Annotated in this window: 13 protein-coding genes and 3 pseudogenes; all 16 read right to left on the bottom strand. The window is 57.1% G+C overall.

What is annotated here, in order from left to right:
- Positions 1-13 precede the first annotated feature (13 nt).
- The 16 genes and pseudogenes from QY76_RS19750 to QY76_RS16040 all read right to left on the bottom strand — a co-directional run bounded on the left by QY76_RS19750 (position 14) and on the right by QY76_RS16040 (position 22,344).
- The gene (locus QY76_RS19750) at positions 14-346 is read right to left on the bottom strand and encodes a DUF202 domain-containing protein (RefSeq protein ID WP_071844201.1); all 333 of its coding nucleotides are present in this window, start codon (positions 344-346) and stop codon (positions 14-16) included.
- Entirely contained in the window at positions 343-681 is a 339-nt protein-coding gene (locus QY76_RS16120) for a YidH family protein (RefSeq protein WP_034163788.1), read from the bottom strand. Before QY76_RS16120 ends, QY76_RS19750 begins: the two co-directional genes overlap by 4 nt.
- A 43-nt stretch (positions 682-724) precedes the next feature.
- Positions 725-1,689 (bottom strand): annotated as a pseudogene (glk, locus tag QY76_RS16115) (glucokinase).
- Positions 1,690-1,757: 68 nt separating this feature from the next.
- Positions 1,758-3,521, bottom strand: a complete 1,764-nt coding sequence (locus QY76_RS16110; protein WP_045426407.1) for a sulfatase — start codon at positions 3,519-3,521, stop codon at positions 1,758-1,760.
- 2 nt (positions 3,522-3,523) lie between these two features.
- Positions 3,524-4,720, bottom strand: a complete 1,197-nt coding sequence (locus QY76_RS16105; RefSeq protein WP_049648904.1) for an MFS transporter — start codon at positions 4,718-4,720, stop codon at positions 3,524-3,526.
- Positions 4,696-4,941 (bottom strand): hypothetical protein, encoded by a 246-nt coding sequence (locus QY76_RS18885; RefSeq protein WP_144418118.1) that lies wholly within the window; start codon positions 4,939-4,941, stop codon positions 4,696-4,698. Before QY76_RS18885 ends, QY76_RS16105 begins: the two co-directional genes overlap by 25 nt.
- A gap of 285 nt (positions 4,942-5,226) precedes the next feature.
- The gene (locus tag QY76_RS16100) at positions 5,227-6,516 is read right to left on the bottom strand and encodes an anaerobic sulfatase maturase (protein WP_034171896.1); all 1,290 of its coding nucleotides are present in this window, start codon (positions 6,514-6,516) and stop codon (positions 5,227-5,229) included.
- Positions 6,517-6,817: 301 nt separating this feature from the next.
- Positions 6,818-7,183: pseudogene (locus tag QY76_RS16090) on the bottom strand (filamentous hemagglutinin); the annotation flags it as partial.
- Positions 7,184-7,406: 223 nt separating this feature from the next.
- Positions 7,407-7,901 carry a DUF2569 domain-containing protein gene (locus tag QY76_RS16085; RefSeq protein ID WP_045426398.1) on the bottom strand — a complete coding sequence of 165 codons (495 nt, stop codon included), beginning with the start codon at positions 7,899-7,901 and terminating at the stop codon, positions 7,407-7,409.
- A gap of 54 nt (positions 7,902-7,955) precedes the next feature.
- The gene (locus QY76_RS19000; protein ID WP_152550810.1) at positions 7,956-8,135 is read right to left on the bottom strand and encodes a hypothetical protein; all 180 of its coding nucleotides are present in this window, start codon (positions 8,133-8,135) and stop codon (positions 7,956-7,958) included.
- A 320-nt stretch (positions 8,136-8,455) separates the two neighbouring features.
- Positions 8,456-16,238: pseudogene (locus tag QY76_RS18290) on the bottom strand (hemagglutinin repeat-containing protein).
- 55 nt (positions 16,239-16,293) lie between these two features.
- Entirely contained in the window at positions 16,294-17,859 is a 1,566-nt protein-coding gene (locus QY76_RS16065) for a ShlB/FhaC/HecB family hemolysin secretion/activation protein (RefSeq protein ID WP_225865196.1), read from the bottom strand.
- 888 nt (positions 17,860-18,747) lie between these two features.
- The gene (locus tag QY76_RS16055; protein ID WP_034171856.1) at positions 18,748-19,977 is read right to left on the bottom strand and encodes a beta-ketoacyl-ACP synthase; all 1,230 of its coding nucleotides are present in this window, start codon (positions 19,975-19,977) and stop codon (positions 18,748-18,750) included.
- Complete coding sequence (locus QY76_RS16050) at positions 19,974-20,705, bottom strand: 3-ketoacyl-ACP reductase FabG2 (RefSeq protein ID WP_034171855.1); 732 nt, start codon at positions 20,703-20,705, stop codon at positions 19,974-19,976. The genes QY76_RS16055 and QY76_RS16050 overlap by 4 nt, the downstream gene beginning before the upstream one ends.
- Complete coding sequence (locus tag QY76_RS16045; RefSeq protein ID WP_045426394.1) at positions 20,702-21,178, bottom strand: 3-hydroxy-fatty acyl-ACP dehydratase; 477 nt, start codon at positions 21,176-21,178, stop codon at positions 20,702-20,704. The genes QY76_RS16050 and QY76_RS16045 overlap by 4 nt, the downstream gene beginning before the upstream one ends.
- The gene (locus QY76_RS16040; protein WP_034171853.1) at positions 21,175-22,344 is read right to left on the bottom strand and encodes a beta-ketoacyl-[acyl-carrier-protein] synthase family protein; all 1,170 of its coding nucleotides are present in this window, start codon (positions 22,342-22,344) and stop codon (positions 21,175-21,177) included. The genes QY76_RS16045 and QY76_RS16040 overlap by 4 nt, the downstream gene beginning before the upstream one ends.
- Position 22,345 lies beyond the last annotated feature (1 nt).

Raw genomic sequence — 22,345 nt, 5'->3', positions numbered from 1 at the left:
CGATAGTAACCTGTCAGTACAGTGAAAGGATACTGTTGAGCGTGATGACCAACGCATTCAGACACAACGAACCGCTGATCAGGCTTTTTGCTAGCGCTGACGGAAGGGTACACAAGTCAGTATTACAGACGAGGGTCTGCTGGCGCCGGTATGAAACCATCACCAGCGCCACTGACAAGGCGACAGAGGCACAACTCAGCCCGATGAGCAGCTGGCTGCCGTGGCAGAAACATGCACGGGCGATGACCAGAGTCAGTGCCAGTGAGGAAAATGCTGTTCTGTGCCACGACAGCGATGTTCGCTCTGGCTGAAGTCCCTGATCACGGATCCGGCGAGTCAGAGTCATATCATCAGTCCCAGCATCACAAGAATGCAAAGTGCCAGCCCGCCACTGAGCCAGAGGAGCAGGCGGGGAAAGGGAAGATCTTTATCAAAACGCATCGCGTGCTCATTTTTGTGCCAACGATACCAGGCGTAGCAGGATAATCCTGCGGCGGTCAGGCTGAGTACAATCACCAGTCCTGTCCGGAAGGTGCCCGGAGTCAGCGTGGTGGCCAGTTGATCTATGCCAACTGACGCAGCCATAAAGGCCAGTGCCGTCCTGACCCACGCGAGAAAGGTGCGTTCGTTCGCCAGTGTGAAGCGATAATCCGGTGATTTTCCCTGTTGTGGTGATGCCATTTTATTGTCCTGCTTACTGATGAATTAATACTGAACCCGTGGTTTAAAGGGGGATGCCTGAACGCTGCCGCAGATATGCCCCGGCGCCGAGGAGACCCGGATTGTCATGGACAATTAAGTAAACCGGAATGTCCTGCACATAGGAGGTAAAACGCCCTTTATCTTCAAAACGCTGGCGGAACGTTGAGGCTTTAAAAAAGTCCAGAAAACGGGGCACTATGCCGCCGGCAATGTAAACCCCTCCGGTAGTGCCAAGTGTTAGCGCTAGATTACCGCCAAAGCGTCCCATGATGTCGCAAAAAAGGGTGAGCGCTCGTCGGGCATCATGGCTGCGGTTTGCCAGTGCCTGCTCAGTCACTTCCTCCGGCGACAGGCTCTCCGGGAGTCTACCGTTCGCGAGCGCAGTGGCCCGATACAAATTGACCAGCCCGGCCCCTGACAACACACGCTCTGCGGAAACATGCCCCATCTCCTGGCGCAAAATAGCGAGCACATCTCCCTCTTCTTTATTGCCGGGGGCGAGATCCACATGCCCCCCTTCCCCGGGCAGGCTTATCCAGCGATTATCCACCGGAATAAGGTGTGCGATACCCAGTCCGGTGCCTGCGCCATAAATGGCAACGGGCTTTCCGGCGGCTGCCTCCTTGCCACCAAGCTGAATAAGATGCGCGGGTTTCAGAACCGGTACCGCCATCGAAACGGCGGTAAAATCGTTGATGACATCCAGCCGTGAAAATCCCAGATTGCGCCTTAGTGCAGTAACTGAAAATGCCCAGCAGTGATTGGTCATGGTGACATGGTCGCCGGTCACCGGGCAGGCGATGGCAATACATCCGTCATCCACCGGGGATGGAATATCGCGGAGATAGTCACGGATCAGGTTTTCTGGCCCCGGGTATGCCGTGACCCTGTATGTCTGCACACGGGATAGTTCTCCGGTGGTGAGATTGCACAATGCGAGGCGGGCATTGGTCCCCCCACATCGGCCACTAACGCAAATGTTGTCATATTTCTGTGGCTCCGCACAGGTCTGAACCATCATGACCTATCAGGGCCATGATGGAGTTCCGTTGTGTTCAGTAAGGTTTGTTAAACAGCGAATACAGTTCCCGGGCGTAATTACCCTGCTCATAAAATGCAATGACAGTCTGTTTTTTGAGATGGCCGAGCGAATGACTGGCAGCCAGTTCACTCAGGAATGTCTCACCGCCGGGACAGGCGGCGATTTCCAGTAGCAGCGTCCGGGTATCCGGGTGCATGCTCATCCCGTTGAGTGGACCGAGATACTGCTGCATGACCTGGTTTCTCCGGGCATGCTCCTGTGACACATACCCGGCATGAATATCATCGATATTCACCGGTAGCCCCAGCCGGCGCCATTCATCTTCAGGTGCCTGAGCCTCCGACAGGGCAAGGGACAGCATGCGCATCATGGCCGCCTCACGCTCAGGACAACACAACGGGTGCTCTTGATTTTTGTCGAGCTGTAAATCAAACAGCAGATTCCCGTGTGCGTAGGAGCTGTAAAATCCGGCAGATCCGGGAATTTTCATTACCGGAATGTGGCCCGTGAACGGGAAGCCCGGATGCAGCGTAGCATTCCGCAGTTCTGTAGCATTAAACATACGGCGCATGCGTGTGGGCATTAGGGTGTATTCATACAGCGGTATGTTCTCAGGGCTCTGGCTTCCGCGCATATAAACGTAGCGGCCATCGGTGATGGACACATGTGCGCCGAAATAACCAAACAGGGCGACGGATTTGACCGGGCCAGGCTTAGTCAGCATGGGCAGCAAAGACTGACCGGTCATCTGTGGTGTCTTTTCAATGCCGAAGGCATCAAGGAGGGTCACCGCGACATCGTGCATCTGCGCGAGTTCATCTCGTGATTCTCCGGCGACCTGGCTGCGTGGATCCCAGATAAAAAACGGGGTGTGCGCAATTTCGTTATACACCGGCATCACGCTTTTACCTGACCACTCTTTTTCACCAAACATAAAGCCATGGTCGGTGTTGATGATAAGCATGGTGTCCTGCCACATATCATGGGTATCGAAGAAATCGAGAACCTTACCCAGATATTCGTCACACATCAGCATCAGTGCCTGGTAATGTTTTTCACCATCGATGACTTTCTGCGGGTTATTGATACGTTCCGTGGAGCTGTATTCCGGCCAGTCATCCGTGTTGCCAACAAGTGCCGGATCAACCATCCGTTTAAACCTGTCCGGAACAAAAAAGGGTTCATGCGGATCAAAGCTTTCGATTTGCAAAAACCAGTTATCCTGCCGGTGATTCTCCGCCAGAAATTCTAGTCCGGCCTGATAACAGCGGGCCTGTGGGTAGTCCCGCTCCTCGTGCATATAGCTGCGGTTTATCTGGTCATGCTCAATCATATTGCGGCGTAGTGGCTCAGCATTTTTCCACGCGTCCAGTTTCTCCGCACCGGTAAAGCCAATTTTTGCTTTCCACAGGTCGCCTTCCTGACCGCGGATAAACTCATAGCTATTATAGCGGTTGTGGTAGGTTGCGCCGCCGTCCTCCCAGTAGTGCTGGTGGTCAGTTATCAGATGGGAATAGATCCCGTGCTTTTTCATGATCTCAAAAATGGAGTCATCAAAAGGCTCCAGTGGCCCCCAGCTACGGTGGAGGAAGTTCAGACGCCCGGTATGCAGATCCCGGCGCGCAGGCATGCAGGGCATGGAGCCAACGTAGAAATTATCGAAGCGAACCGTTTTTTCACCTAGTCGCTGAAAGTTCGGCAGCGGATGCGCATCCGGGTTGTAAGGTGGCAGCTTGTTGCGGCGCAGGGTATCAAACATCAACATGACAACTTTCATATTTACTCTCCGGAACCCAGCAGTTTCATACAGATTTCTTTGTGATTTTTTCTGTTGAGGGAATAGAAAACCATAGCCAGCAGTGAGAGCAACTGACCACAGACCGGGGTCAGTACCATCAGCGTGGTCAGGCCGTGCAGTGCGCCATCTGTCTGGGTCGCGGTGCCCGGCATATAGCCAATCAAATCCAGCATCCAGCCCAGCACAAACGCCCCGACCGCCGAGCCAAATTTGTTGGAAAAGGTCAGGGTGGAGGAGGCGATCCCGGCAGCATTCTGTTTTGTCTTCCAGCGCAGTTCGTCGGCGCAGTCTGTGACCATCATCCAGGTAATTAGAGAACCGCCCTGGCAGAACGCCATCACGCAGGCCAACAGGACCAGGGTGTAGGTCACGTTATCTGGACTGAATGTCAGCCAGAGGAGCAGTGAAGGAATGATGGCAATAAAGCAGACTGTCACGAACGCGGTTTTGTTACCGTAACGGTGGACCAGCCATTTCACCACCAGATACATTGAAGCACCGAAAATCATATTCAGCAGAGCACCGGTCGCCAGCAGCTTCGTGTTATGCAATACCCAGGTATAGAACTGCACGGTGACCCCGGCGGTGATGGCTAAAGCTAGGGTATTGGCTGACGAGGCCAGTGCCAGACAGGCCAGTGAGCGGCTGCGAAATGCCAGTGACATATGTTTAAACACGGCGATAACGATATGGGTTTTATCGGTTTTTGCCCCATTGTTCATGGCGGCGTCATCACTCTGAATACGCTGCCAGTTATCCTGCCTACGGGCGCCATATGCACAGATCCAGAATCCCAGCGTGGTGACCACGCCAAACAGAAGCCCTAGATACTGATAGCTGTGAATATCGACGACGGCATGCCCTGCTGCATCTTTAGTCTGGCTGAACGCCGACAGAATATAGATGCCGCCGGCACTGACGATGAATTGGGCAATAATGCCGGTAAATTGTTTGAGCAGGACAATGTTACTGCGATCATTCACTTTATCCGTAACATACGCCGTCAGGGAGTGGTAGGGGATATTGGATACGGTGGAGACAATGGAATAGAGCATGTAAATACCGGCGATATATATCACTCTCCCGAAGGAGGAGAGCGCCGGAGAGGCAAAGACCAGCCAGGTGGTGAATCCCAGCACCGGAGCCGAGGTGATTATCCAGAAGCGATATTTCCCCATCCGCGTGCGGGTCCGGTCACCAATTGCACCCATAATGGGGTCGATAAAGGCATCAATCCCCTGGCGGCAAGTGTGATAGCACCGACAGTGGCCGGATTGACACCGTAAATATCAGAAGCGTAGGTAATAAAGAAGACCAGCATGGCGTAGAAGCTGAGGTTGGAGGCAAAGCCACCGCCCACCGCGTAGCAGAGTCTATCAGAGAGGGTCAGTCGTTCCATTTTATTGTCCTGGTATTTTTTTATGGCCTCTCATAGATAAAGCACTCTCCGCGCCGGGGATAATAGTTTGCGTCATTGATGTATAGGAAAAACCTATATATTGGCGTGCAGGAAGACACGGTGCCTTTGCAACATGCTGTAATTGTTTGTTTTTATTTCATGGCAGAGGAGCGACGCATCAGAAGATGGCAGAGAAAACAATGTGCAGAAATGTGACATTGCGCGAAGTCTGTACAGGGGGAGGGGGTGCCCTGATACTTCCATCAGGACACATTGTTGGCTATGTTAACGGGCGCAACACTTTTTGAATTTCTTTCCACTGCCGCAGGGGCAGGATGCGTTGCGGCTGGCTGTCGGTGTGGTGTGATCTCCCTGCGCAAGGGCCTGCATGACAACCCGAGCCGGATAACCTGCCGCCAGTAAATCTTTCAGCAGATTCATTTTCCGCGTAATGTGCTTAAAGAAATGTTTGTAGCCAGCACACAGGTAATTGTGACCCGGTTTCCCTCCCGGCGACAGCGCAAAGCGGTGCTTCGGACATCCACCGTGACAGACAAACTGATATTCACACTGGCGGCAGTCTTGGGTCAGGGTGTCCTTTTTCGCATGGCCAAAAGCCATGGCCTGCTCGCTGTGGTTCAGCGTTCTGATGTCCTGCTGGTGGATATTACCCAGCAGATGCTCAGGGTAGACAAAGTGGTCGCAGTTGTAGAGATCGCCATTGGATTCCAAGGCAAACGCGTGACCACAGGTTTCAGCGTGCACGCACAACACCGGGGGCTGACCATTCCAGGCAGTTATCGCCACATCAAACATTTGCACGGACACCTGACCCACATCACGGCGTATCCAGATATCAAAAATCTGCCGGAGAAATTCGCCGTACTGCCATGCTGGAACGGTCCACGGGGCCAGAGCCGCGGCACTTTCACCGGGCATCACCAGATGCAGGGGGGCGTTGTCTGATGTGCTGATGCGCTCGACCAGCGGAATGAACTGAATATAGCGCGAACCAGCTGCCAGCAGGAACTCATATACCTCTGCAGCATGGCTGACGTTGTGCTTACCGACTACCGTTAGGGTATTAAAATCCACGTCGTGCTGTTTCAGCAGTAATAACGCTTTCATGACTCGCTCATGGGTGCCATGACCGGCCCGATTTACCCGATAACAGTCGTGAAGCGCCTGGGGACCATCAACGGACAGGCCTATCAGAAAATGGTGCCGGGCAAAAAATGCCGCCCACTCTTCATTCATCAACATACCGTTGGTCTGCAGGGCATGCTGTATCCGGCGGCCCTCGCCGTACTTCTCACACAGTGCAATGACCCTGCGGAAAAATGGCAGACCCATCATCGTGGGTTCACCACCCTGCCAGGCAAACAGCACGTCATTGCTGTTCTGCGCTTCAATATGCTGGCGAATATACGTTTCCAGCGTCTCATCTGACATCCGCCAGTTCTGTTGCCTTTCCGGGTACAGCGCCTCTTTTTCCAGATAGAAACAGTAACTGCAGTCGATATTACAGACAGAGCCAGTAGGCTTTGCCATCACGTGACAGCCATTCAGCGTCATGGGCAGGGATCCTTATTCAGACTATCTCAGTCAGACTGTGCAGAGCCAGAACCAGCGCGTCCAGCGCCAGGGCACTGCAGGTTAGTCGTGTTAACAGCATGACTTTCGACTCCTGCCATTGAGGTTGATAATGGAAGGCTAAAAACGTCATGTCTGACAGACAATGCCACGGGAATACCCCCTGAAACAACAAGCGTAAGGTCAGTATGACGATAACCGCTGCGAACAATTAGCAGGGACAGCACCAGCAATGAGAGCGCCGTGCGCTGCTCAGCCAATGAGGTTCACTCGCTGGAGGGTATTGCCGGTTGGCCCGATCGCGCACGACGATCGCGCCGTCGGCGATAGCCGACTGGGTGGTGCCGCGGGCGCGCTCATTCTGATTGGCACCCGCCAACAGGCTATTGGCCATATTGCCCGCGAACTGGCCGCCAATGCTACCGCCGGAGCTAAGGCCAAACCCCTGGTGCTGCGCCTTGAACTCAGCGCGGTTGTCGATATCGGCAAAGCCCAGGGTTCCGCTATTTAAGCGGTTGTTCTCCTGATCGGCCGCGCTGGCAATGGCCGCGCCGTCCAGCTGGGTATGATTACCCACGGTGATATCAAAGCCGCCTTTACCGGCAAAGATGCCGGTCTGGTTCTCCACCGAGGCATAGTCGCTGTGCATCTTATCGCGGCTGGCGGCGATACTCAGAGAGCCATTGCCGAAGCCGATGCTCCCCCCGGCGCTGAGGTGGGTTTGTTCAGGAGGTAACTGCCTAGTCATAACTCATTATCCTCACGTACTACGTGTACGCTCCGGTTGTTCCGCGCTGTCCGTGTCCAAACTGGCTGCAACAATACACGCCTACGGGGATAGGCTCCAAATGACCAAATATCATTGGTTATAATTAACGGCAAAAAACTATATTAATTCTTTTTGAAAGAATAAAATAAGGCACCCAAATAATGACGCCAATCACTCCAGAGAGCAACACTTTAATACTATCAAAATTCAGTTGTATATTAAAAATAATTGCAGGTAATACAGTGAGATAGAGAGAGGTCACTAGCCCTATTGCATAGTAAATAATCATAACATTACGCGTTCCTTTCTTGCGCAAAAAAAATGACCATGCAGCATAAAGCGATACAAGAAAGACGAGCGTTAGAAGTGCAAGCGCCCCCATAGGGTAATAAGGTAAAAAATTATTTTTAATGACATAAGTGTGCAACTCAATAATTAGACCGTAAAACTCAATGCCTCCTGTAAATATATTGAATAGGATTCCAAAAGCAGGAAAGTATAATATCCCATTAATTCTACGCATTTCCTCCCACTCACAGGCATCACACAAACCAGACTCTTTGTTTGCTTCATAAGCTCTACATTTTATACATTCCATTTTTTACACTCCATTGTTTACTCATATTGTGGCACAACAGACTTACAGTCTCCGTTAGGATATTTTTATATCTATCATAACATTACTATCCACTTTATAAAATCGGACTGGTTTGTTATTTCCATTAATATCAATTTTATCTATGGTTGGTGCTTGACCTTTTTGAGTATCAATGTTTGAGCGAGTACCTGCTGCAGAGTCGTTAGGAGAAATTATCACTACAGGAGAGTACATCCGCAGCATGTTCCTTGGCTTTATCGATCTGAAGCCACTCACTACCGCCAAGAAGGTTATTCTCCACTTCTATCTCCCTTATTGGATTTTGAAATTTTCCATTCTTCAATCTTAACTTTGATAAAAATCCCACCACCTGCAACTACCCCCCAAGGAGTCCTATCTCGATAGATCTAAATGTCATTTTCCACCAATTGAAATCAAAATAAAAATAACCAAGTTTAAAGGCAAGCACAAAAAAACCAGCAAGATATCCTACAATACAACAAATAAAAATACTGATGGAGCAATTTAAAACAAGGGTGAAAAAAAGTCGTAGATTATTTTTTTTCATTTTTTGTCTCAGCATCTACATTATCAACACTATTTTTTATAATACCTACGGCCATTTCATTAGCTATCCCGCCGCCAACACTCCCCATCAGCTCAGCAGTACTTTCCTTAACCACCGTAGATGTTTGAGTCTTAATTACGCTATTAGCATGACTACCTGCGACTGCCCCTACTCCTGCACCAATCACAGCGCTAATAGGATCCTCTCCTTTAAGTGCACTGCCAACGGCGGCCCCACCCATATTAATGGCTGCGGAAGCCTGCCAACCTTTTCCTGTCGTCGCGGCTGATATCAATCCCGCAATACTCGCATCCACATAACTGAAAGGATCGTCTCCACTTAATTGAACTACAGTGTTGACACCTATGCCTATCGCCGCATTAACAGCCATACCTCCTTTTATTGTAATACCCAGCATACTGCCAGAAAACAGCAGCGGTGCATCACCAATACTCGCATTGGATTTATGATATCCCCATGCCATCATTATATTTTGCGCCTCAGCCATTACATCAGAGTCTGGGCCTCGTTTTAGATAGTCGCTCCCTGAAAGCAATCCATTGACTAGCTCCTGAGCAACACCTGTACCATATTCCGTCTCCATCTCTGCTGCGTAAATACGCAGATAACCAGCTAATTCGCTTCGTTCAGCGCTATTCAGTTGGGTAGGATCTGACACAAACTTCGCGATAAGTATGTCACTCCGTTTGTCTGCGTTTTCTAATTGAAGTAACTCTTTCGCCGTCGCTAACGTCTTATCACCATGCTGTATTTTTTCGATAATTTTATCTAGCTTGCTGGACGATTTTGTCCCAAGGAAATTATTCTCCACCGTCGTCTTACCCGACTGTGCGCCGGCGAGTGCAGAGGCACCCGCGTCGCCCACCAGTCCACCGGCCAGTCCGGCGGCGAGGGTGGCCAGTGTTGAAACGGTCTGTTTCTCGCTTTCGCTGAGCTCAGCGACCGGTTTCTGGTATATCTCCGTGGCCAGCATGCCGACGATTTCGCCGGTGGCCGCACCCGCGGCTCCGGCAAGGGCATTATTCCCCTGTGCTGCGGCAAACGCCGCATTTACCACCGCATGGGCCGCCACACGCCCCGCGCCGTCCGGGGTGCTCTGCTTGATTATCTCACTAATATACGGCGCCGCGCCGCCCGCCAGCGCCGCCTGCAGGTTGTCGCCCGCCAGCCCCTGTACCGCCGCCGTGGCCGCCTGAATCGCCTGCTGGTATTGCCCTCCGGTGCCAAACCCGGAATCGCGCATGCCGGTGTTATACGCCCGCTGCGCTACATCCCGCTCGGTAAACGGCTTACCGCCGGCCGCCAGCGCGGTACGCGCCTGATCCAGGGCCGTTGGGTCACGCCGGGCTTTTTCCCCGGCGATCTCGCCTTCTGTCCGTGCAATATCGGCCACCTGATTGCCAATCTCACCGAGCAGCTGGCTCTGCTGCAGGCGCCGCTGCGCTTTCTCCTTGTCGAAGATAGGGGAGAGAGGCTGGTGCGCTCGAGCTGTGTCGCGCGCTAACCCGGCGACATCCTGCTGCTGGTTGGCCCGATCGCGCACGACGATCGCGCCGTCGGCGATAGCCGACTGGTGGTGCCGCGGGCGCGCTCATTCTGATTGGCACCCGCCAACAGGCTATTGGCCATATTGCCCGCGAACTGGCCGCCAATGCTGCCGCCGGAGCTAAGGCCAAACCCCTGGTGCTGTGCCTTGAACTCAGCCCGGTTGTCGATATCGGAAAAGCCCAGGGTTCCGCTATCTAAGCGGTTGTTCTCCTGACCGGCCGCGCTGGCAATAGCCGCGCCGTCCAGCTGGGTATGATTACCCACGGTGATATCAAAGCCGCCTTTACCGGCAAAGATGCCGGTCTGGTTCTCCACCGAGGCATAGTCGCTGTGCATCTTATCGCGGCTGGCGGCGATACTCAGAGAGCCATTGCCGAAGCCGATGCTCCCCCGGCGCTGAAGCTGGATTGCTTGGCTTCATAGCTATCAATCGCCTGCTCACTGCGTAGGGTCAGATTATTGCCGACATTCGCCACCACTTTCTCCCCCTGTACCTGCGCCCCTTTCAGGGTGGTGTCATTACCGCTGTTCAGCGTCAGGGTGTTGCCCGCGCTCACCGTGGTATCCGTGGCATAGCGGCTGTTGCCTTTTTCAAACCCTTTGCCTTTGCTGGCGCTGGCATTGACATTGAACCCCACGCCGTTGGAGCCGAAGGTTATCCCGACCCCCACGCTGCTGCTCCGGCTGCTGTTTTTGCCGTCCACCGTCTGGGTGTTTTGGGCCGATAGCAGGGTGATATCATGCTGGGCATCGAGCGCAATATCGCCGCCGGCCTGTAGCGCGCTGCCGGTGACGGCAATATTGCCGCTGTCGGGGGCTTTGCCGGTTGCGCTGACGCTCAGGTTGTTACCGGCGCTGACGCCGCTGCCCTGCGCCGTGGTCTGGCGAGTTTCGGTTTCGGACTTGGCGGCGCTGCTGCCGAAGGAGAGGTTAATCCCGATGGATGCGCCGCTGTCGCCCTGAGAGGCGTCAGCCAGGCGCGCGCCTTGTACTGCCTGAACCGCGGATAGTCCCGCTTTGATCGAATGCAGCGCTTTAATCCGGCTGTCATCCGTCTCTTTCGCCTGATTCGCCGTCTGTACGGCGGTATTCAGCGCGCTGCCTACCGTTCCGCTCAGGGCGAGCGTCAGCCCGCTCTGCTTCTGCTCGGTTTTGGTCAGCTCCGTGTGGGTGTTCTCCGCTGCGCTTACCGTAACGGACTGACCGGTCAGGTTGATATCTTTCTTCGCGATCACATCGCTGCCGTGCAGCGTAAGATTTTCACCGGCGCTCAGGGTGACATCGCCCCCGGTGCTGCCCAGGGTGCTGCCCTGGTGCTGCTGACTGTGGCTGTCCGTCGTCTGTGTCAGGGAACGTGTCCCGATGGTAAACCCGATGCCCCCGGAGCCCATCAGCCCGCTATTTCTCTCTGCGCGCAGGTGGGCCTCGTTACGCAGCTCATCCGCGGTGGTGACGGTGATATTTTTGCCCGCGCGGGCGCTCAGGTCGCCGTCCGCAATCACCTGGCTGCCCTCGGTCGTGAGGTTATCTCCGGCGCGCAGAGTAACGGTGTGGCCACTGAGCTGGCTGCCGGCCGCCCGTTGGCGCTGTACCTCGTCATGGGTTTCCAGCGACGACGCCGAAAGGAGACCTTTACTGTGCTGTTGGCTATGTTCAACCAGATCGGTCGCCACCGTCCCAGATTTTAGGGTTATATCCCGACCCGCCGCGGCCGTCAGGGCGCTATCCGCCGCCACCGTCGCCGCCGTGGCCGCGATATCCCGTCTGGCGTTGAGGGCGATGCTCCCGCCGAGAAGCTGTGTACCGACGTCGGCCTGCTCGCTGAGGCGGCGATAGTTATCCGCGCCCCAGTCGCTGTTTTCGGTGCGAGTGGTGGTCACCGTCGCCAGGGTGATGTCGCCGCCGGCGCTAATGGCGGTTTTAGCGTCTTTGCCCCGACTCTGAATATCTGACGCAGTCAGCGTGACGGAGTCTGTTGCGCTCATCGTTAGCTGGCCGCCGTCGTTCTGTATATACACGCCGGCAATGCGGTTGAGGTGTCGGTTGTCCTCCGTTCCCGTCAGGGTCGTTTCACTGCGGATATTTTCCGCATTCATGGTCAGGGCGCTGCCGCCGATAAGCGTGCCGCCGATGTTGCTGAGGCTACGCTGCGCGCTGAGCAGGGTCTCATTGCTGCTGATGGTTCCCTGGTTGAGGATATCCCCGGCACTTACCCGTAGCGCCGCTTGGCTGAGCATGCTGCCGCTGTTCACGAGCTGACCGTTAACGGTAAACCGCGTATTTTTACCGGACAGCAGCGCGCCGTCGGCGCCTAAATCCCCCGGCTTCAGCCGGGCATAAACCTGCGGCACCAGCACCGTTTCGCTGCTGCCGTCCGCCAGTGTCACGGTTTGCTCAACCAGCCATATGATATCGCTCGTCAGCAGCGCCATCTGTTCTGCGGTCAGCGCCGTACCCAGGGTCAAATTAAATTGTTTGCCAAAGGTGATACCGTTATTCATCAGCGCCTGGAACTGCTCCTCGTCACTGCGGTAATCGCCCAGATAACGCTGCCCGGCCAGCGTCACAATCTGCTCAGAGACCAGCTTCTGCTCGTAGTAGCCGTCCCCCAGGCGTTTGTGCATCTGCTGGTGATCGCTCAGCATGGCCTGCTGCATGTAATCGGTCGCCAGCCACGTTTTGTGGTTGGTGAAGCGCGGATCCGTCTCTACCAGGTACTGGCTGTCGCTGCCCGGCTGCACCCTAAACAGGTTATTCTTTGGCAGGGTCAACGGGGGATTCGCGCTGCGGATCACCGCCTCCACCTGCGCACCGTCCGTCGCAGACATTACCGGGAGCGTGGTGATGGCCAGCGGCGTGCGTCCGCCGCTGTCCCGCGTCTGAACGTCGGTCTGTGCATTGGCCTCCCATTTCTGCACCGCAAGGTCGATAGATGTGGTCAGCGGGGGAGGGGAGTAGTTTCCGCTCTCCTTTCCCTGGGATGTTTCTGTTCCGGCGAGGGGGCGCTTTGTCTTTTTGGGCCACCAGCGGGTCTGGGTTCCTGCGTCAGTCACAATATGGACGCCCGGCGTCGCGTTGTTTCGCAGGTCATGGATCGTCGCTATCAGCAGATCGCCTGCAATAACGCGACTGTCCTGATTCATCAGCGTGTCACCGTTGATGGTCAGCGTCATACCGGACTGAATAACCCCGGGCTCCGTCTTTATCACCTGCGTTTCCTGAATAACCCGGGTATATCTATATTCGTAAAACGAGTCATCGCTGCTGCCGTCTGGCATCACTGCGCTATGGACGCCATATTTATTTTTATGGCTGATATCAATATCCTTCCAGTCAAAACGCTGCGTGTATCCTTTCAGAACCCCCTCGTGGCGCTGCTGGCGGCTGATTTCGGCAATCTGGGTTACCAGGTTGGTATTGATATTGTTAATCTCCCTGATATTCAGGGTCATATCTCCCTGCGACTCGAGGGTGGCGCCCATATTGTTGAAGCGATCTGCGCTGCCGGTGGCGCGGCCATTGGCATCTAGGCTACGTCCGATATTCAGCAGCCCTTGGCTATAAATCAGGCTCTCTCCCGCGTTATTCAGGGTCGCGCTGCCGATGTTCAGGCTGCTGCGGGCGGCGATTACCGCCGAGCGGGATTTATCCGCGGCGGCGGTGTTATTAATCAGCGCGGCCTGCAGCGCAATATCATCACCGTAGAGCCGGCCTGAGGCGGCATTGTTCAGGGTGCCGGCGTTAATCTGCGTCTTGATGCCGTCAATCAGTCCGATATTAGTGAGGGCATTGCGTACGCTCAGCGTGGCCTGATCGGCGCTGATTTCGGCGTCGCGGGTATTTATCAGCCAGGGGGCTTCGATGGTTAGCGCTGTTCCCCCTTGGATCTGCGCTGCGTTCTGAATGCCCTGATGTGCTGCGATCAGCAGGCTGCCGTTAGCCTGCACAGTGTGCTGGTTGCTGAACCGATCATTCAGCGTCAGGGCCATATCGCCGGACGAGAGGATATTCCCGTCACCGCTGAGTGTTCCGCTGTGAAGGGTCAGCGTCTGACCGGCCATCAGCGTGCCCTGCGTATTGGTGAGGCGCTCCGTGGTAAGGCGCACTTTTTCATCGCCGGCCGTGATGCCCTGCGTGTTGTCCAGCTCGCGGGTCGAGACGCTTAGCTGCCTGCCCGCGCGGATCTCTCCGCCGTGATTATCTGTTTTCTCGGTCACCGTCAGCCGCGTAGCCGCGCTGCCTTGAATTCTTCCGTGCTGATTGTGCAGAGCGTCGGCGCTGAGCGTCACGCTTTGTCCAGCGATGACCCCCTGTGCGTTGTCCAGGGTGTGCCGTACGGCCAATGTCAGCGCACCGCTGTCTCGCTGTATCAGGGTACCGGCGCGGTGTGACAGAGAATGGATCTGCGCGCTGATACTACGAGCGGACGTTTCACTGTTATCCAGCTGATAGCTCCCGCCTTTCATTATCAGGTTTCCATTGGAGCGCATCTCGCCCTCCTGGCCGTTAAAATCCGCTGTGGCGATGCGGACAGCGCCGTCACCGGCGTGCTGAATGCGCCCGCGCCGGTTATCGATCCTGTCTGCGCTCAGCGTGAGATCGCGACCGTTGGCGGCGATCGTCCCGCCGTTATTGATTATCCCGTTCTTATGCGTCAGCGTCAGCTCCTCTGCGCCTATCTGGATAATCTGCCCCTGCGTGTTGTCCAGCCTGCTACTGCTCAGCGTCAGTGCGCCGGCGCTCAGCCTGCCGCTGTGGTTATCAATTCCGTCCGGCGCCGCCGCCGTCAGTGCGTCGGCGGCGGTCACCGTCGCAGTTTGCAGATCCAGCCGAGTGGCCGAGCGCAGCGTGACGGCGGCGGCGGCGGTGTGGCTGCCCTGCAGTGAGGCAGCCTGTGCCGATACCGCCACATGGTCATGCGCGAGCTGCAGCCCGTTCAGGGTGGCCGCGTTCGCGGCGTTCAGAACGAGATCGCCGCGCCGAGAGAGCCTGCCGTCTTGATCGACGCCGGCCGCCACAACGGCCCCCATCGCGTTATTCAGCGCCCGGCTGTCAGAGGTGATATGGCGCCCCGCGAGGAGCTGTTTCCGGTTATCCATATCCCCGGCCGTTTTCAGCTGAATATCGCGCCCGGCGCTGATGGTGCCCGCGTTGGTGACGCTATCCGTCAGCGTCACCTTCAGGTCCGCGGCAGCGGTAAGAATGCCGCTATTCTGCAATTTACCGTCGGCGCTCAGGCTCAGTTCGCCAACCTGTGCCCCGATGATGCCCGCGTTACGCACGCCAACCCCATGTTCTGTGCCGACCAGCTTAATTTTATCGCTGTACATGCCGCCGACCGCCGCGACATCCAGCGCAAAGGCGGGCACGTCGCCCTCTGGCTCTCTTTTCCTCACCACGTTGCCCTGCGCATCGGTGATATTATGTCCGGTGGTAATGGTCAGATCCTGGGCATGCAGCTTGGCGTTGACCTCCACCGCGCGGCCGATCAGTCGGGTGTAGTCACTTTGCGCGTCGTTCATGCCGCCGCCGGTGATGGCAATCTGGCCTTTGTCCACCGCAAACCCCGCGACTCGCCCTTGCTCCAGCAGCGCCTGCGCGGCGGCCATCGTGGTCTGCCCGGCATTGATAAAGCCACAGCCGCTGCAGGTGATCCCGGCCGGGTTGGCAATGATCACATCCGCCCGCCTGCCCGCCACCTCAATAAAACCGTTGAGCTGGCTCGCGTTGGCGCTGTTGACCTCATTGAGAATGATCTTCGCCTCGCCTTTTGCCAGCCACGGGTTGGCGGTGATCATGCCGCTCAGCTGCGTCTGCGTATGGATTGCGCTGTTATTGAGGATGGCACCTTTGCGATCGACATCGAACTGGCGGTAGTGATTGTGGGATACCCCATCGCGGTTTGGGGTCTGAATATTCACCTGCGGCGTACCGTTGGCGGTGGAGAGCACGGACGGTTGCCGATTGCCGGGCGCCGCGCCGTCCGCCACAATACCGCCGGCGCTGGCGGGCAGGGCGATCCAGCCCAGCAGCAGCATCGTAGTCAGACGCAGCGGGGAGATGACGGCCGTCAGCGATGGGGTATCCACGCCGCGCGGCGCCCGGGCGTTATCCGCGCTATGATTTTTCGCTAACTCGGATACCACCATCATCATCTGGCGGGAGTGATTAAAAACGACACGATAGCAGCGTTTATTCATGGGTTATCACCTGCATCTTCAGCTTGGTCATCGGCACAGTCATCACGTGTCTCCGTCAGTACTGCCAGTTCACCGAAAAATTAACGACCGCATTGTCCGTCTTGAAGCCGTCCGGTTTGGACAGCGGCGTGCCGACAGAAAAATCATATGAAAGCCCCGCGGGGTAATAGCCGCCCCTCAGGCCGATCACGCCGCCGGCAAGGGTTTGCCCGATAAGTTCGCTGCGGTTATGGCCGTCCACCCGGCCGTAATCTGCGCCGATATACAGCTGCTGCTGCGGCAGCGGGGTCTGCCAAGATAGCGTGTTACGCAGATACCAACCGTCGTCACTGTTCAGCGTGCGTTCACCATCAAAACCACGCACGCTCCAGCGATTGCCGATGGAAAACTGATCCTGCGGCGTCAGCGGCGTCGCGCTCAGCTGGCGCAGGTATTCACTGTGTAACTGAAACTGCTGTTCACTCACCGAGAAGGGGAGCGTCAGCGATGCGGAGAGCTGTAAAATACGGGAGAGTGCGGTGGCATAGTCTTCGCCGTCTCGAGCGCGGTACTCCTCAAACGCGGGAATGGCGCCGAACCAACGGGTGCCGCGCTGATAGCTCCCGCCCACATCCAGAATGGCAGAGGCGAAATACTGTCGGTGCGTCACTCCTACTCGCCAGCTGCTGGTGCGGCGTTTCTGGCTCTCAATTTCAGTCTCTTGAATAAAGTTGCGGGTCTGGCGCAGATCCACGCCATAGTTCAGGGTCGTTTTGCCCGAGGTGTTGCGATACAGCACATTGCTGAGCTGCATATTGATATTTTCACTGCGCCCTTTATAACGCGCATCGCCATTGAGCAGCGCCACGGTTTGGACGTAATCATATTTACTCCCCGTGAATACCAGCTGCCAGTAACCGAACGGTACAGAATAGTGCGCGCTGTAGTTGGTCGATGCTTTCGCGTCCGTAAACAGCAGGTCCCGGGTGGCGGTGACATAAAACAGATCGCTGAGGGAGAGCGGATTATCCAGGGCTAACATCATCCCTCCCTGGTTTTTTCCGGCGCTCTCCGTGCCGGTATTATCCACCCACAGATTAACCCGCCACATTTTTTTCTGTTTGCGGGTAATGACGATATCGCTCTCCCCCGGCTGATTGCCGGGATGCAGCGCCACCGTGGCGTCGACGCTCGGCAAACGCTGTAAATTCTCCAGCCCCTGTTCGATATCCCGCAGATCCAGCACGTTTCCTTCACGGGCAGGCATGGCGCTATAGCGTGTTGCATAGTCATCCGAATCTTCGGTAAAACGCACCTGACGTATGCGCCCTGGCACCACGGCCAGCGCGAGGGTACCCTGCGTCAGATCCTGCTGCGGCGCCAGCACACGGGTCGTTACCCAGCCGTGGTCAATAAGGCGGTTTTGTAGGGTGGACATCAGCAGGTTAATCCCCTGCACACCCAGGCAATGACCGATCGCCTGATTGGCGAGGCGGGCTAAGGGGAGCCAGTGGGGTAATGCCTCGGTGCCGCTGAGATGAACCTGCGAAATAGGGAAGCAGGGCGTCTCACGCGGAAACTCGCCGTTAACGGCGGGCAACGTCGGCGGCGCCAGGTGGATATCTGGCGCCACCGGTGCCATCTGCTGTTCAAGCGCCTGCTGACGCTGCTGTTGGTGGATAAAGGGCTGCCCCGTCAGCGGCGCTGCTATTGGCGCGGCCTGAGATGAAAAGGCGCATGCCTGTGCAATTGCAGAAATAAATAAAATGTTTTGCCTGGCTTTTATAGCCATTCGAGGGCGAGGTGTTTTGCCAAGACAATAGGAATATGAGTTTTGCATTTATCGTTAGTTATATTTATTCTAGTGATAAGAGGAGGCGTTTTACATTATTATCTGCGCTGAGTAGCTAATGAAATAAACGCTGGCCGGTGATGACTGGAATTATTAATAAGTAATTGGCGTTAAAATGCAATGGGTCGACGCTTTTTCAGACTTATCGCATTATAAAAACATATCTATTATATGGTGGGTATAATTTTTTGATATTACTTGAGGCCATTGTCGGGGAATAATGGCGGGCGTCGCGGATTGGGGGGCGGTAATATGTTCGGTGAGTTTATTTTAATTATGGTGGCTGTGCCCGCTATACTCCAGAAATATAGCGGTCTCTCGTCGGGCTAGGGGATATAAACCCCGCCGCTTGAGCACCCTGCGATCCCGGCAATGTTCAGACGGGATCCGCGCCGGCCATCTAACGCGATAAGCGACGTCGATCGCGATAAACGGCGCCGGAAAAGCGCGGGCGGCACCTCTCTCATTTACGCTTGGTCGCCGGGGCTAAGGTGACGCCGCGGCGTCATCGCGGCCGCAAACGCCGGTTGGCCGTTTTTATGGCGGGAGATATCCGGCGGCGCGGCAGGGCAAGACGCTCCGGAGAGACGCTCGCGCCAGGTCGGCCCGACGGCGCCGCGCGGATCCGCGCCGGCAGCGCTGAAACGCTCCCTGGTCGGATCCGCCGGATGCGACATGCTACGCCCAGCGCTTAATGATGATGGAGGTGTTGATCCCGCCGAAGGCAAAGTTGTTGCTCTGCAGGTACTCGCAGTCAATGCGGCGAGCTTCTCCCATGATGTAGTCCAAGGCGCCGCACTGTGCGTCCGGCTGCGTCAGGTTGATGGTCGGCGCAAACCAGCCTTCGCGCATCATCTGTAGACTCATCCAGGCCTCCAGCGCGCCACAGGCGCCCAGCGTGTGGCCAAAGTAGCTTTTCAGTGAGGAGATCGGCACGCTATCGCCGTAAATCGCCGCGGTGGCCTGGCTTTCCGCAATATCGCCGCGGTCGGTGGCGGTGCCGTGGGCGGAAAGGTAGCCAATATCGCGCGCGCTAAGGCCGGCCATGTTCAGCGCCTGCTGCATACAGATCTGCATGGTGTCGCGCTGCGGCTGAGTGATGTGCGCGGCGTCGCAGTTGGTGGCAAAGCCGACGATTTCACCGTAGATGGTCGCGCCTCGCGCTTTAGCGTGCTCTAACGCCTCCAGCACCAGGGTTCCCGCGCCTTCGCCAATCACCAGCCCGTCGCGCCCTTGGTCGAACGGGGAGGGGGTGGTTTTGGGCTCGTCGTTACGCTGGCTGGTGGCGAACAGCGTATCGAACACCGCCGCTTCTGAAGGGCAGAGCTCCTCTGCGCCGCCCGCCACCATCACGGTCTGGTAGCCATGGCGGATGGCTTCCCAGGCGTAGCCGATGGCCTGGCTACCGGAGGTGCAGGCGCTGGAGGTGGGGATCACCCGTCCGCGCAGGCCGAAGAACAGCCCGGTATTCACCGCCGTGGTGTGCGGCATCATCTGCACGTAGGTGGTGCCGGTGATGTTGTTGGTGTGCTTTTCGGTCAGCATGGTGGCGAACTCACTCACCGGGCCGGTGCTGCCGGTGGAGGAGCCATAGGCAATCCCCGTTTCACCGTTGGTCAGCACCGGATCGTCGATCAGCCCGGCCTGCTCCAGCGCCAGTTCGCTGGCGCGGGTCGAGAGCAGCGAAACGCGACCCATCGAGCGAATGCGCTTGCGGGTATAGTGCGCCGGCGGGATAAAGTCGTCGATCGGTGCGCCGAGCAGGGTATGGAGGCCGTCATAGACCTGCCACTCCGGCATTTTACGCACCGCATTCTCATAGCCGAGCAGGCGGCGGGAGACGGCATCCCAGCTCTCGCCAAAGGCGGTTACGCCGCCCATTCCGGTAATCACCACGCGACGGGTCATAGCATTCCTCCGTTGATGGAAATGACCTGTCGGGTCACGTAGCCCGCAATGTCAGACATTAAATAGCCGGCAAGCCCGGCCACCTCATCGGCCTGACCCATGCGTTTCATCGGGATCATCGCCATCGCCTCTTTCAGCGCGCTCTCCTCCATCGCGATCATCCCGGTCTCAATCAGCCCGGGCGCGATACAGTTGACGGTGATTTTGCGCTTGGCGAGCTCAATTGCCAGCGCTTTGGTGGCGCCGATGATCCCCGCCTTCGCCGCGCTGTAGTTCACCTGGCCACGGTTGCCCATCACGCCGGAAACCGACGACAGGGTAATGATACGCCCGCCCTGGCGCAGGCCGATCATCGGCATAATGCACGGGTGAATGACGTTGTAAAAGCTGTCGAGGTTGGTATGGATCACGCGGTCCCAGTCGTCGTCACTCAGGGCCGGAAACGCGCCGTCGCGGGTGATGCCCGCGTTGCTGACCACGCCGTACCATGCGCCGTGCCGGGCGATCTCCTGCTCCAGCACCTCGCGGCACTGCTCGCGGTGGCCGACGTCAAAGCTGAGCAGGCGCCCGCTGCCGCCCGCCTGCTGAATGGCGGCCAGGGTCTCTTGTGCTCCCGCTTCGTCGCGGTGGTAGTGAACGCCTACGGTAAAGCCGTCGGCGGCAAGCTGACGGGCAATCGCACGTCCAATTCCTTTACTGGCCCCGGTGACCAGTACTGAGCGACTCATGCGCTATCCCCTTTATTAAAAAGCGTTATTAATTCTTCAGTCGTCGGCTGAAAGGTGTTGATGCGTCCGCTGGCGAGCGGGACGCCCTCTGCGCTGATGGTGCACTCAAAGCTGCCAAAGCGCTGATCCTGCATCAGCAGCTTCACCGCTATCTCCAGCGTGGTCTCGGCCGGAAACCCCCCTGCGGCGCACACTAGCTCGCGCGCGCCGAGCACCATGCCGAGCGCAATGCACGCCTTACCGGCCTGCTGACGGTGCCAGCCCGACCATACGCCGACGGTCTGCGCCATCAGCTCCAGCGCATACCAGCCGGGGAGCTGATCGTGGGTATCGACAAACGGCGCCAGCACGCCGCGGCGGCTGACGGTGACCCGGCAGTGCGCCGTGCTGTCTGTGACGTTGACCACCTCTTCCAGCAGCAGCATCGGCGCGTCGTGCGGCAGATAGTGGGCGGGGGGCAGATAGTGGCTCATGATACGCTCCCCAGCAAAATGCTGGCGTTGTTACCGCCAAAGGCAAACGAGTTGGACAGGATCACCGGCCGGGCCAGCGGCTGCGCCTCGCGCAGGATCCCGCAGGCGGGCAGCGACGGGTCAATCTCGCCGCGGCTGAAGTCCTGCGGCGGCAGCGGCAGCCGCATTTGCAGAATCAGCGCGGCGATCGCCGCCTCGGTAATCCCCGCCGCCCCCAGCGTATGTCCGGTTAAGTGTTTGGTCGAGCTGCATGGAATATGCTCGCCAAACAGGTCGTGCACCACCTTAGCTTCGATTTGATCGTTGAGCGGTGTGGCGGTGCCGTGCAGGTTGATATAGCCCACGTCGTTCGGCCGCAGTCCGGCGTCGCTCAGCGCCTGCGTAATCGCCCGGATCGCCCCCTCTCCCTGCGGATGCGGCGCCGAGATATGCCAGGCATCGCTGGATTCTCCCACGCCCAGCAGCGCAATTGGCTGCGGCTGGCGCGTGAGCACCATTAGCGCTGCGCCTTCACCGATGGTAATGCCGCAGCGGTCGCGGCTAAACGGCTGGCACTGCGTGGGGGAGAGGGACTCCAGGCTGTTAAAGCCGTTGATCGGCATCCGGCTCAGGGTGTCCGCGCCGCCGACGATCGCCACGTCGGCAAGCCCGGCTTCGATCAGGCGCCGGCCGCTGATGATGGCCCTGGCGCTGGATGAGCAGGCGGTGGAAAGGGTGAACGCCGGGCCCTCCAGCGCCAGCCAGCGGCTGAGGAAGCGCGACGGATCGCCCAGCTCCTGCTGCGGATACTGCCAGTGCGGGCTCGGTTGCCGGTTCAGCGATAGATTGACGTGCGTGTCGCCCTCGTCAAGCCCCGAGGTGCTGGTGCCCATCACCACGGCGATGCGATCGCGACCGTAGCGCGCGATGGCGTCATCCACCTGCGGCTGGATCTGCGCCAGCGCGGCCAGGAGCAGCTGGTTATTGCGCGAGCGGTGCGCGGCAAAACGGTCGGGGATCGGCGGCAGCGTGGCGTCCACGCCGCCCAGCACCGCGTCAGGAAAGCCCTGCAGCCAGCCTGCGCGCGGACGCATGCCCGGGGCGACGCCGCGGGTCAGGTTGGCCGCCGCTTCTGCGGCGTTGCTGCCCAGCGCATTAATCATGCCGATGGCAGAAATGTAGATCATC

This window comes from Edwardsiella sp. EA181011 (assembly GCF_000800725.1).
GTDB classification, from domain to species: Bacteria; Pseudomonadota; Gammaproteobacteria; order Enterobacterales; family Enterobacteriaceae; genus Edwardsiella; species Edwardsiella anguillarum.
Note: the sequence above shows the minus strand (reverse complement) of the source record. Positions and strands in the feature narration are given on the sequence as shown.